This window comes from Cellulomonas sp. B6, from assembly GCF_001462455.1.
In the GTDB taxonomy this organism is placed as follows: Bacteria; Actinomycetota; Actinomycetes; order Actinomycetales; family Cellulomonadaceae; genus Cellulomonas.
Genome location: NZ_LNTD01000136.1, coordinates 1 through 10,394 on the forward strand (window position 1 = coordinate 1; position 10,394 = coordinate 10,394).

Consider the following 10,394-nt stretch of genomic DNA (forward strand, 5'->3'; position numbering starts at 1 on the left):
CCGCTCGGTTCCCCCTGGTCCCCCGCCGATCTCCCCTGCGTCCTGCTCCGAGACATCTCGACTCCCGTCGTCGAATATGTAAGGACTACGTACTAATCGGACGAGTACGACGCTAGCGGTGGACGAATTGGGCGGTCAATGATGTGGTGACTTCCCGAAGGGCGTCGGGTGACTGTGTGGGAACGCGACCGCAGGGGTTCCCGTGCAGGTCAGCGCCACGCGGTGACACGTTCGGATGAAACGCATGCCCGCGCGGCGGCGAGCGCTACGCCCTACCGCGGACGGGTGTCGTCCGTCGCGAACCCGGACCGCGACCGCCGCTCGTCGAGCGTCGAGCGTCTGGAAGAACGTCACCTGCCACCCGACGGGCCCCGCGACGCGGGCGTCGACGGTGCGGAACGGCGTCGGTGGTGCCAGGACCCGCGCACCCACCGCCGCCGACGCGCCCAGCTGTCGATCCACCCGGGCGTGCCCGCTCAGCGCAGCGAGTCCCGCACCCTACCGAGCTGGACCAGCAGGTCCGGGATCACGCCGTGCGCCGTGGAGACCAGCACGTCGGTGTCGGTCGACCAGTGGCCGTGAACGATCCGGTTGCGCAGCCCGGCGGCGCGACGCCAAGGAACCTCCGGGTGCTGCGCCCGCGTCGCCTGCGACACCTGGTTCGCCGCCTCCCCGAGGACGGTGAAGTTCCACAGCAGAGCCTCACGCACGGTGGCGTCCCGCTCGACCGCGGCTGCGTCGAGGCCCGAGGTGAGCGCAGCGATCCGCGCAGCAGCCTCGATCATCTCGGCGACGAACAGCAGGTCAGGCTGCATAGAGCGCCCGAGCCTCCGTCTCGATGCGCTCGCGCAGCAGGGGGTGCACGGCTCTGCGTGAGACCAGGTCGACAGGACGTCCGAGGATCTCTGACATCTCCTCGGCGGCATCGACGATCTCCCAGGTGACGCGCCGTCCCGGGAGCAGGTCATAGAGGACGTCGACGTCGGAGTCTATGCGCTCCTCGCCACGCGCCACCGACCCGAAGACCTCGAGCCTGGCGAACCCGTACCTCCCGCACAGCTCGACCAGCGCGAGGTGCTGACGCTCGTCGAGCCGGATCATGGCGACAAGCTAGTCCCCGACCGTCGTCGGTGGGGGGCGAGCCGTGCAGGCTCACCAACCTGGGCAAAGCGACCAGTTGTCGATACACCCTCGGCCGACATCGGCGAGCACTTGTCCCGACACTGACTAGCAAGATAACTTGTCGACGTGGACAGCGACCCGATCGTTCTTCACAGCGCCTACAGGCACGGCGTATCAGAGGACTCGATCAGGCACGCGCTACGCAACCACGTCGACCTGTTCGACGTGGGAGACGGGATGACGATGGTCATCGGTCCGGACCGCAGCGGCGGTCTCATCGAGGTCGGCGTCGTCGAGCGCTACGACGACCTGTACGTCGCTCACGCCATGCCAGCACGACCGAAGTTCCTGAGGTGATGCCGATGCCCCGCTCGCTCGACGAGATGATGGCCCAGGCCGATGACCTGGCCGACCGCTTCGAAGCGTACGAGCCCGAGCCCGGTGACCGCGACACGGTCGCTCCTCTCACGCAGCTGCGGCTCGCTGCCCTCAAGCGCGCCGAGGCCGAACGTGAGATCGCCGAGGCCGTCGCGAACGCCCGACGCTCGGACACGTCGTGGAAAGCGATCGGCGCTGCTGTCGGGACGAGCGGCGAGGCAGCGCGTCAGCGGTACGGCAAGCGCGCGTCCTGAGAGACAGCCACTCCCGCCAAGCCCAGTCAGGAAGCGCCCGTCGCCCTTCGAACCGCTTGAGGTAGCCGAGACCCGCCCGGCGCACGGCCTCGGCCGGGGTCCGACGTCGCCGGGGCGCGCGGGTCGGCTCGTCAGCGCCCGTCATCGCCAGCCCCGACCCCGTGCGGCACGCGACTCACGGGACGACGACCGTCATCCCACCGGCACCCGGCCGCGCGAGGCCCGCGAGCGCGTCCGCCGCGTCGTCGAGCCCGACGGTCCGCCCCACGAGCGAGGACGGCGCGAGCCGGCCGTCGGCGATCGCCGCCAGCATCGCCGGGTACTCGTGCGCGGCCATGCCGTGCGAGCCGTGCACCGACAGCTCCCACGCGACCACCCGGTCCATGGGCAGCGCCGTCCACGCGTCGTCGCGCAGCAGCAGCCCGACCTGCACGTGACGGCCGCGGCGGCGCAGCGCGAGCACGCCCGCCTGCGCGGTCGCGGGGCTGCCGAGCGCGTCGAGCGACGTGTGCGCGCCGCCCGCGGTCGCGTCGACGACGCGCGCGGCCAGGGCCGCCGGGTCGTCGTCGCCCGGGTCGAGCACGACGTGCGCCCCCGCGTCGCGGGCCGCGGCGCGCGCAGCGGGCGACGGGTCGACCGCGACGACGTGCGCGCCCGCGGCCGCCGCGACCATGACGGCCGACAGCCCGACGCCGCCGCAGCCCAGCACCGCGACCTCGTGCCCCGCGCGCACCGCGGCGTGCACCGTGACGGCGCGGTACGCGGTCGCGAACCGGCAGCCCAGGGCCGCCGCGGCCACGGGCGACAGGCCGTCCGGCACGCGCACGAGGTTCGTGTCCGCGTGGTCGAGCGCGACGAGCTCCGCGAACGAGCCCCACTGCGTGAACCCCGGCTGCGTCTGGTGCGGGCACACCTGCTGGTCCCCCGCGCGGCACGTCGCGCACGCGCCGCACGCCATCACGAACGGCACGGTCACGACGTCGCCGGTGCGCCAGCCGCGCACGTCGGGGCCGACCTCGACGACCGTGCCCGCGAGCTCGTGCCCCGGCACGTGCGGCAGCCGCACGTCGTCGTCGTGGCCCTGCCACGCGTGCCAGTCGGACCGGCACACACCCGTCGCGGCGACGCGGACCACCACGCCGTCGGGCGGGCACACCGGGTCCGGGACGTCACGGACCTGCGGGAGCACCCCGAACTCGTCGACCACCAGCGCGCGCACGGGCCCATCCTGCCCCGCGCGCCGACGGACGCGCCGCGGCCGGGCCGACGCACGGCGCGTCGACCCGGCCCCGGCTCACGACCTCGGCCCTCAGGACGCGAGGAACTCCAGCAGCGCGGCCGTGACCTCCTGCGCGTGCGTCCACAGCAGGCCGTGCGGCGCACCCTCGACCTCGACGTACGTCGCGGACGGCAGGAGCGTGTGGAACGGCCGCCCGGTGGCGTCGATCGGCAGGATCCGGTCCCCCGTGCCGTGCAGGATCAGCGTCGGGACGTCGATCGCGGCGATGTCGGCGCGCAGGTCGGTGTGCCACGTCGGCACGACCTCCCACGCGGCCCACGGCGCGGCGCCCGCGGCGACCTGCCACGAACCGCGCACCGCGGCCTCGCTGATGCGCGAGCCGAGGTTCTCGTCGAGGTTGTAGAAGTTCTGGAAGAACTCGTCGTACCAGGCGAACCGGTCGCGCCGCGCGTTCGCCGCGATCTCGTCGAACGCGCTCTGCGGCAGGCCGTGCGGGGTCTCGTCGGTCTGCAGCAGGAACGGCTCGATCGACGCGAGGAACGCCGCCTTCGCGACACGGCCCGAGCCGCGCGTGCCCAGGTACCGGCCGACCTCGCCCGTGCCCATCGAGAACCCGACGAGCACGACGTCGCGCAGGTCGAGGGCCGTCAGCACCGCGTCGAGGTCCGCGGTGAACGTGTCGTAGTCGTAGCCCTGCGTGGCCTTGGTGGACCGGCCGAACCCGCGGCGGTCGTAGGTGATGACGCGGTACCCGGCGTCGAGCAGCGCGACGGTCTGCTTCTCCCACGAGTGCCCGTCGAGCGGGTAGCCGTGGATGAGCACCACGGGCTGCCCGCTGCCGTGGTCCTCGTAGTAGAGCTCGACGGTCTGGTCGGTGGCGGTGCTGGTGACGTACGGCATGCCCCTTGCCTTCCTTCGTCGCGGCGCCCGGCGGTCGCGGACGCTCAGCCCCCGGTGTCCCTCGGGGACGAGGGCATCGTGCACGACAGGACCGTCCCGCCGCTTCTCGAACGCTTCGAGACGCGCGCCGCCGGTGCCGGCGTCAGAGCGTCGGGTCGACGTCCTGCGCCGGGCGCCAGGGCCCGACCCGGACGGTCGCGCCCGCGAGGACGTCGAGCGACGTCGGCAGCACCAGGTCGGCCACGGGCGCGCCGGGCACGGCCCGCACGCTCACCCGGACCGCGACGTCCGGGTCCTGCGACGTCGACATCGCCGCCCAGCGCACCTCCGCGTCGACCGCCTCGCCGGGGGCCAGCACGACGGTGGGCGGCACGTCGGGCGCCGACACGTCGGACAGCTGCGTGAGGTCCGGCGTCAGGGTGCCCGAGGCCCGTGTGAACGCGAGCGTCGGCACGCCCGTGACCGTGCACGGGGCGGCGGCCGTCGAGGTCGCACGCAGCCCCATGAACCGCGAGCCCGCCGCGGCGTCGGTCCACATGACCGCGACCGTCAGGTCCGCGCCCGCGCACGCCGGCAGGCCCGCCGCGGCCGGGTCAGGCACAGGGACGGCGGTCGCGCCCGAGCCCGACGGCGCGCCAACCGCCCCGCCGACGACGCCCGCGACCCCGCCGGCCGGTGAGTCCACCTGGTACCCGATCACCCGGGGGGCGCCGGTCAGCAGCGCGTCGAGCCGCGACACCACCAAGGCCCGTTGCGCGTCGTCGCCGACCCCGATGTCGAGACGGTCGTCCGCGGGCTCCCCGCCGCTGACCACGACGTGCCACACGCCGTCCCACCGCGCGACGTCGAGGGCCGTCGTGATCGCCACCGCGTCCGGCCAGGAGCCCGCGTTCACCTGCCGCACCTCGACGAACTCGTCCATCGTCTCGACGGTCGTGGCGGGCAGCGCGCGGCCGGCCGTGGCGGCGACCGCCGCCGCGACGTCCGCACCCGTCGCGACGCTGACCAGGCCGCCGTCCGGCGAGAGCCACACCTCGGCGACCCCGGGGACCTCCCGCAGCGCGACCGCGTCCTGCGCCGGTGTGACGTCGCCACCCGGTGTGAGGACGACGGTGAGCGAGCGTGCGACGTCGCCGACGCTCGGGTCCCACCCGAACGGGGCGTCGTCTGGGGTCACGGCGAGCAGGGCGCGCGCGGTCGCGACCACGTCCTCGCGCTTGACGCGCACCTCGACGTCGACTCTCCACGCCGCAGGGTCTGCCGCGCGGGCCCCGTCGTCCGGGTCCCCGGTCGCCTCACCCGCCAGCACGCACGTGAGCGTCACCTGGCGGTCCCCGAGGGCGTCGTGCACCCGCTGCGCACCCTCGGCGACGACGGCCGGGAGCCTCGGGGGGCCGTCCCCGACCACCAGGCACGCGGTCGATCCCGGCCAGACCCGCACGAGCACGGCGGCCACCAGCAGCAGGAGCACGGCGACGACCGCACCGACCACGAGACCGCGCCGCTGGTGCACCTCGGCCGGCGGGACGTCGTCCGGCGCGGGAGTGGTCACGACGACCGACCCTACGGCGGACGCACCCCGGCCGGGCGTGAACGGCGCCCGTAGAGTCCGTGCACGTGAGCACGTCCACCGCACCCGCACCCCGCATCGGCGTCGTCGTCACCGACTCCTACCCGCTCGAGGACCTCGACCACGACACCGCCCCGCTGGTCGCCGCGCTGCGGGACCGCGGCGCCGACGCGCACGCGACGGTGTGGCACGACGCGACGGTGGACTGGGCGGGGTTCGACCTGCTGGTGCTGCGCACCCCGTGGGACTACCCCGAGCGGCTCGCCGAGTTCCTGGCCTGGCTCGCGCACGTCGAGCAGGTCACGCACGTGCTGAACCCGCCCCCGCTGGTCCGGTGGAACCTCGACAAGCGGTACCTCGCGCAGCTCGCCGACCACGGCGTCGCGGTCGTCCCGACGACCTACCGCACGGCCCTCGACGACGTGCGCGCCGACCTCGCGGCCACCGACCCCGCCGCGCTCGTCGTGCTCAAGCCCGCGGTGTCGGCGGGTGCGCGCGACACCGGCCTGTTCCGCGCCGACGACCCGCGCGCCCTCGACCTGGCCGCCCGGGTCCTCGACGGCGGTGGCGTCGTCATGGTGCAGCCCGAGGTGCGCGAGCTGTCGGAGGGCCGCGAGAAGGCGTTGTACCTGGTGGACGGGGTCCTCACGCACGCGATCGCCAAGGGCGCGCTGCTCGCGCCCGGCGGCGGGCTGATCGGCGGCGTGTACGCCGAGCACCCCGAGCGGGTCGACGTCACGCCCGCGGAGGCCGCGTTCGCCGAGCGCGTCGTCGCCGCGGTCGACGCCGCCACGGGCCTGGGCGTGCCGCTGTACGCGCGGGTCGACACGGTCGACTCCGCGGCGCACGGGCTCGTGCTGCTCGAGGCCGAGCTGTTCGAGCCCGCGCTCAACCTGCACGTCGTGCCCGAGGTGACGGCCGTCGTCGCCGCGGCGGTGCTGGCGCGCGTCCGGCGCTGACGGGCGTCGCTCCGGCCGGCCGCGGTCAGCGCGCGCCGCGCGCCAGCTCGGCGAGCAGCAGCACGTCGTGGCCGTCGGTCCACGTGCCGTGCCGCACGACCGCGAGCCCCGCGGCCGCGACCTGCGCGTCGAGCGCCTCGACCGTCGCGAACTCGGCGTGCCGCTGCGGGTACGGCGGCTGCGACCCCGGCTGCTCGCGGTGGTGCTGCGCGGGGTCGTAGCTCGCGAACGTGGCCGTGACGACGCGGCCCGCGGGCCGCAGCACGCGGGCCCACTGCGCGACGACCGCGGGCGTGTCGGGGATGAGGTGCAGGCCCGTCACGCACGTCACGAGGTCGACGCACGCGTCCGGCAGCGGCAGGTCCCGCGCGTCGGCCTCCCGCAGGTCGGCCTGGGGCAGGTGCGTGCGCGCGACGGCCAGCATGCCCGCGGACACGTCCACGCCGACCAACCGCAGGTCCGCCCCGCCGGGCCGCTCGCGCAGCGCCCGGAGCACCAGGCCGGTGCCGGTCGCGACGTCGAGCACGTCCGTGACGCCGTCGAGGTCGACGAACGCGGCGACCGCGGCCGCGACGTCGCGGTGCATGGCGCTGCCGTCGTACGACGGCGCGCGGTGGTCGAAGCGGTCCCGGACGGCCTGCACGACGTCGTCGCTCACGCTGCGAGCCTAGGACCGGCGACGCCCGCGGCACCGGGACCGTCGGCCCGTGCGCGCGGTGCGCCCCGGGGCGTGCTCGTCGGCACGCGTCAGCCGAGCCGCACGCCCGGGACGCGCGCGACGTCGTCGAGCGTGAGCAGGTCGGCGCTCGTGACGACCCCGCGCCCGCGCGCGGCGGCCGCGGCCTCGACCGCGCGCGCGGCGAGCAGCCCGGTGGCGGCCGACTGCCCGCGACCGTGCGCGGCGACGCGCTCGCCCGTGCGCCGGTTGACGGCCCCGACCTCCCAGCGGTCGTCCCCGACGTGCGGCACGCGCGCGACGAGCGCGCGCAGCGCGGGGAACCGGCCGACCAGCGCGAGCGCGGCGGTCGTGGCGGCGCCGCCGGCAGCGAGGTAGCTACGGACGGTGACGCCGCGCGCCCGGCCGACGAGCACGTGGTCGGGGAAGTCGGCCCGCAGCAGGCGCCGCGCGCCCGAGCGCGTCGGCAGCACGCGCGCCGAGCGCAGGTTCATGACGGTGCCGCCCTCGGGCGGGTCGTGCAGCGCCGCGCCCGCGAGCCCGGCGGTCCACGCGACCGCCGCGTCGCCGTGCGTCTCACCGGTGCCGAGCAGCACCGCGACGTCGATCTCGTCGCCCGGCCGGGCGTCGAGCGACGCGACCAGCACGGTGCTGAGGCCCGGCACGAGCCCGGCCCCGAGCACGAGCGTGCCGCCGGGTGCCACGGCGGCCGCGAGCGCGTCGAGGTAGCGGCCGGTCGCGGACGCGTCGACCAGCGGGGTGCGGCCGACGGCGCGCGCGAGCGCGGGGTCCTCGACGGCGGACGCGTGCAGGACGACGTCGTGCTCGGCGGCGGCCTCGCGCACGCGGGCCAGGCCGTCGGGAGCGCGCAGGTCGAGGCGCACGTCCACGCCGGGCCCGGGCCTGCGGCCGGCGCCGGTGACGTGGTGCCCGGCGGCGCGCAGCGCGCCGGCCGCGACCGCGCCGACGGCGCCGCGCGCGCCGAGCACGAGGGCCCTCATCGGGGCGTCCCGGGCTGCGCGGCGCGCGGTGCGCGCGACCCCCGCAGCGCGGTGTAGGCGCGGGTGAGCGCGGGGACCGCGACGAGCACGGCGACGGGCACGACGACGGCCATGAGCAGCGCGGTCGCGGCGACGTCGGGCCAGCCGTCGACCACGGGCCGCAGGAGCGCCCGGGCCACGACGACGAGCGGGAAGATCGCGAGCCAGGTGACGGCGATGCGGGGCAGGAGCGGGAGAGGACGCACGAGAACTCCAAACGATCGGTTGGAGAGACGGTAACCCCGGCGCCCGCGGAAACCAAACGGTCGGTTGGAGTCGCGTAGGGTGGCGCCGTGGCATGGGACACCGCAGGCACCCGACGTCGGCTGCTCGACGCCGGCGCACGGCAGTTCGCCGCGCGCGGCTTCGCCGGCACGACCATGGACGCGCTCAGCCGCGACGCGGGCGTCAACAAGGAACGCGTGTACGCGTACTTCGGCGACAAGCGCGGGCTGTTCGGCGCCGTCCTCGCCGACCGCCTCGGCGGCCTCCTCGACGGCGCGCAGGTCGAGGGCACCGGCCCGGCGGCGGTCGGCGCCTGGGCCGGCGAGCTGTTCGACCGCTACCGCCGCACGCCCGACCTCGCCCGGCTGCTGGCCTGGGAGAGCCTCGAGCTCGACGAGGCCGCGTCGGCCGACCACCGGGCGGCCACGTGCCGCGACCGCGCGACGCACCTGCGGGCCGTGCTGCCCGGCCTGGACGCCGCGCGCGCCCAGCACCTGCTGCTCAGCGTCGTCACGCTCGTCACCGGGTGGTGGACGCTCGCGCGGCTCGGCGACGTCGTGCTGACCGCCGGCGCGGGCGCCGACCCCGACGACGCCGCGGACGCACGACGCGCGGCGCTGGTCGCGCAGGTCGAGGCGCTCGCCCGCGCCACCTGACGCCGCACGCCGCGTCGAGCCGCTTCACCCCCACGGCTTGCCGCACCCATCGGCCCGGGGTCGACTGGCCGGGTGCCCCGCCCGCCCGTCCGCACCCTCGTGCGTCACCCGCGCCTGGGCCTCGCGGTGCGCGCCGCGCTCGCGGCCACCGCGGCCTGGCTGATCGCGCTGCAGGTCCCCGAGGTCCACGAGTACGCGTTCTACGCGCCGTTCGGCGCTGCGGTGACGACGTACTCGGCCGTCGCACAGTCCGTGTCGGCCACGGTCCGCACGCTCGCCGCGATCGCGCTCGGCGCGCTGCTCGGCATCGGCGTCGACGCCGCGCTGGGCCCGGGCGTGGCCGCGATCGCCGTGGTCGTGGGCGTCGGCACGCTGCTCGCGGGGCTGCCGCGGCTCGGCGACGCGCGGTCGTACGTGCCCGTCGCGGGGATGTTCGTGCTGCTGCTCGGAGCGGGCGACGAGGTCGGGTACGCAGTGACGTACGGCGGGCTGTTCCTCGTGGGCGCGGCGTGCGCCGTCGCGGTGAGCGCGGTACGACCCGGCCTGCCGCTCGAGCGCACCGACCAGGCGCTCGCGCTGCTGCGCGACGCGTGCGTGCAGCAGCTCACGGCACTGGCGACCGCGCTGGCGGCGCAGGACGGCGACGCGGCGGACGAGGCCACCGACGGGCGCGGGCGCCTGACGGAGACGCTCGCGGCCGCCCGGCAGCGCCTCGACGAGCTGCACGACGCGACCCGTGGCAACCGGGCCGCGCGGCGGCAGCGGTCCGCCGTGGCGGCCCGGTCGGACGAGTTCCGCGCCCTGCAGCGCGTCGCGGGCCTCGTCGACGACCTGCAGTCGCTGTCGGACGACGCCCCGTGGGGCACGACGGTCCGCGGCCTGCCGGACGCGTTGCGACGCCCGACGTCCGACGCGCTGCGCGCGCTCGCGACGACCACGGCCGAGCCCGACCCGACCGCCCGCAGCCGACGCGCGGCCGACGGCGCCGTGGCCACGCTCGCCGACGCGCTGCGCAGCTACGAGCAGCGGGACGACGCCGACGCCGCCGTCGGGCTCGTCGTCGCGGCCGTGGTCACGACCCTGCGGCGCTCGCTCGCCGCGCTCACCCCCGAGTCCGTCGCACCGCTCTCGACCCGGCCCGTCCCGGTCACGGCTGCGCCCGGGCCGGAGCGCACGCCGACCGCGGGGCAGGGAGCGGAGCAGGAGGCGGAGCAGACCCCGACCGCGGCCCCGGCGGCGGACCGACCGCACCAGGGCGAGCCGCACGGCACTGGGCCGTGCGGGGGAACCGCCCCCGAACCGCCGCGCGGGTGACACCGCTCGCCGTAGCGTCACGCGGGTGGACGAGCGAGACGCCGCACGACCGGCGACGGG

13 protein-coding genes are annotated in these 10,394 nt (G+C 76.2%); 5 read left to right on the top strand and 8 right to left on the bottom strand.

Annotated elements, in window-relative coordinates; translation table 11 throughout:
* Positions 1 to 476 precede the first annotated feature (476 nt).
* Positions 477 to 815, bottom strand: coding sequence for a DUF86 domain-containing protein (locus tag ATM99_RS12710; protein WP_062103261.1), 339 nt, complete (start codon positions 813 to 815; stop codon positions 477 to 479).
* Positions 805 to 1,101 carry a nucleotidyltransferase family protein gene (locus tag ATM99_RS12715; protein WP_062103262.1) on the bottom strand — a complete coding sequence of 99 codons (297 nt, stop codon included), beginning with the start codon at positions 1,099 to 1,101 and terminating at the stop codon, positions 805 to 807. The genes ATM99_RS12710 and ATM99_RS12715 overlap by 11 nt, the downstream gene beginning before the upstream one ends.
* 147 nt (positions 1,102 to 1,248) lie before the next feature.
* Between ATM99_RS12715 and ATM99_RS12720 the strand changes: the two genes are divergently transcribed.
* Both ATM99_RS12720 and ATM99_RS12725 read left to right on the top strand, forming a co-directional pair.
* Positions 1,249 to 1,479 carry a hypothetical protein gene (locus ATM99_RS12720; RefSeq protein ID WP_062103263.1) on the top strand — a complete coding sequence of 77 codons (231 nt, stop codon included), beginning with the start codon at positions 1,249 to 1,251 and terminating at the stop codon, positions 1,477 to 1,479.
* A gap of 5 nt (positions 1,480 to 1,484) precedes the next feature.
* On the top strand, positions 1,485 to 1,754 hold the full coding sequence (locus tag ATM99_RS12725; RefSeq protein WP_082659703.1) for a hypothetical protein: 270 nt from the start codon (positions 1,485 to 1,487) through the stop codon (positions 1,752 to 1,754).
* A 175-nt stretch (positions 1,755 to 1,929) separates the two neighbouring features.
* Here the strand turns inward: ATM99_RS12725 and ATM99_RS12730 are convergent, their stop codons facing one another.
* The 3 genes from ATM99_RS12730 to ATM99_RS12740 form a co-directional block, all read right to left on the bottom strand.
* Positions 1,930 to 2,973, bottom strand: a complete 1,044-nt coding sequence (locus tag ATM99_RS12730) for an alcohol dehydrogenase catalytic domain-containing protein (RefSeq protein WP_062103265.1) — start codon at positions 2,971 to 2,973, stop codon at positions 1,930 to 1,932.
* Positions 2,974 to 3,063: 90 nt separating this feature from the next.
* On the bottom strand, positions 3,064 to 3,894 hold the full coding sequence (locus tag ATM99_RS12735) for an alpha/beta fold hydrolase (RefSeq protein ID WP_062103266.1): 831 nt from the start codon (positions 3,892 to 3,894) through the stop codon (positions 3,064 to 3,066).
* A gap of 142 nt (positions 3,895 to 4,036) precedes the next feature.
* Positions 4,037 to 5,446: a DUF4232 domain-containing protein gene (locus tag ATM99_RS12740; protein WP_062103267.1), complete on the bottom strand. Its 1,410-nt coding sequence runs from the start codon at positions 5,444 to 5,446 to the stop codon at positions 4,037 to 4,039.
* Between the two features lie 65 nt (positions 5,447 to 5,511).
* Between ATM99_RS12740 and ATM99_RS12745 the strand changes: the two genes are divergently transcribed.
* Positions 5,512 to 6,423 (top strand): RimK family alpha-L-glutamate ligase, encoded by a 912-nt coding sequence (locus ATM99_RS12745; protein WP_062103272.1) that lies wholly within the window; start codon positions 5,512 to 5,514, stop codon positions 6,421 to 6,423.
* Positions 6,424 to 6,448: 25 nt separating this feature from the next.
* Here ATM99_RS12745 and ATM99_RS12750 read toward each other — a convergent pair whose 3' ends face one another.
* From ATM99_RS12750 to ATM99_RS12760, 3 genes are all read right to left on the bottom strand, one after another.
* Positions 6,449 to 7,081 (bottom strand): class I SAM-dependent methyltransferase, encoded by a 633-nt coding sequence (locus tag ATM99_RS12750; RefSeq protein ID WP_062103268.1) that lies wholly within the window; start codon positions 7,079 to 7,081, stop codon positions 6,449 to 6,451.
* Between the two features lie 89 nt (positions 7,082 to 7,170).
* Positions 7,171 to 8,100: a hypothetical protein gene (locus ATM99_RS12755; protein ID WP_062103269.1), complete on the bottom strand. Its 930-nt coding sequence runs from the start codon at positions 8,098 to 8,100 to the stop codon at positions 7,171 to 7,173.
* Positions 8,097 to 8,345, bottom strand: a complete 249-nt coding sequence (locus ATM99_RS12760; RefSeq protein WP_046529118.1) for a hypothetical protein — start codon at positions 8,343 to 8,345, stop codon at positions 8,097 to 8,099. The genes ATM99_RS12755 and ATM99_RS12760 overlap by 4 nt, the downstream gene beginning before the upstream one ends.
* An 87-nt stretch (positions 8,346 to 8,432) precedes the next feature.
* Here ATM99_RS12760 and ATM99_RS12765 point away from each other — a divergent pair, with 87 nt between their 5' ends.
* Positions 8,433 to 9,020 (top strand): TetR/AcrR family transcriptional regulator, encoded by a 588-nt coding sequence (locus ATM99_RS12765; protein ID WP_062103270.1) that lies wholly within the window; start codon positions 8,433 to 8,435, stop codon positions 9,018 to 9,020.
* Positions 9,021 to 9,092: 72 nt separating this feature from the next.
* The gene (locus tag ATM99_RS12770; RefSeq protein ID WP_062103271.1) at positions 9,093 to 10,334 is read left to right on the top strand and encodes a hypothetical protein; all 1,242 of its coding nucleotides are present in this window, start codon (positions 9,093 to 9,095) and stop codon (positions 10,332 to 10,334) included.
* Positions 10,335 to 10,394 lie beyond the last annotated feature (60 nt).

Excerpts from the sequence above, each read along its gene's own strand:
- ATM99_RS12710 (WP_062103261.1), bottom strand. The coding sequence starts at position 815 with ATGCAGCCTGACCTGCTGTTCGTCGCCGAGATGATCGAGGCTGCTGCG.
- ATM99_RS12715 (WP_062103262.1), bottom strand. The coding sequence starts at position 1,101 with ATGATCCGGCTCGACGAGCGTCAGCACCTCGCGCTGGTCGAGCTGTGC.
- ATM99_RS12725 (WP_082659703.1), top strand. The coding sequence starts at position 1,485 with ATGCCCCGCTCGCTCGACGAGATGATGGCCCAGGCCGATGACCTGGCC.
- ATM99_RS12735 (WP_062103266.1), bottom strand. The coding sequence starts at position 3,894 with ATGCCGTACGTCACCAGCACCGCCACCGACCAGACCGTCGAGCTCTAC.
- ATM99_RS12755 (WP_062103269.1), bottom strand. The coding sequence starts at position 8,100 with ATGAGGGCCCTCGTGCTCGGCGCGCGCGGCGCCGTCGGCGCGGTCGCG.